Here is a 342-nt window from a genome sequence, read left to right as displayed (position 1 = left end):
GAGTACTAGTTAGCGGTGCGAAATGGCCATGGTCCAAGGCTTTTTGTACGCTGGGGGCACGCTCGGGAACCTATTCGATCGGACCGACGGCGGGCCGGAGCCGTGCTCAGGAATCGATACGACCGGACCGACCTCTTGGCCCTGGTGCCCCGGCTCGGCCTCCGCTTCGAGCCCCAGCTCGAGCAGCTCGACCGCCTGCTCGACGACGAGCTGTTCGAGCTCGTCCGGGGCGACCTCGCCCGCCGCCACCCTCGGACCCGCTCCCGAGGCCGGCCGTCCACCCCGGTCGAGGTCATCCTCCGGATGCTCGTCGTCATGCGGCTCTACGGCTGGAGCTACGCC

The 342-nt window shown here is 68.7% G+C and carries 1 pseudogene; it reads left to right on the top strand.

The annotated features are described in order from the left end of the window. Positions 1–102: 102 nt before the first annotated feature. A pseudogene (locus G6O68_RS32150) lies at positions 103–342 on the top strand (ISNCY family transposase); the annotation flags it as partial.

The sequence above is a fragment of the Paludisphaera soli genome (genome assembly GCF_011064595.1).
GTDB lineage: Bacteria > Planctomycetota > Planctomycetia > Isosphaerales > Isosphaeraceae > Paludisphaera > Paludisphaera soli.
Note: the sequence above shows the minus strand (reverse complement) of the source record. Positions and strands in the feature narration are given on the sequence as shown.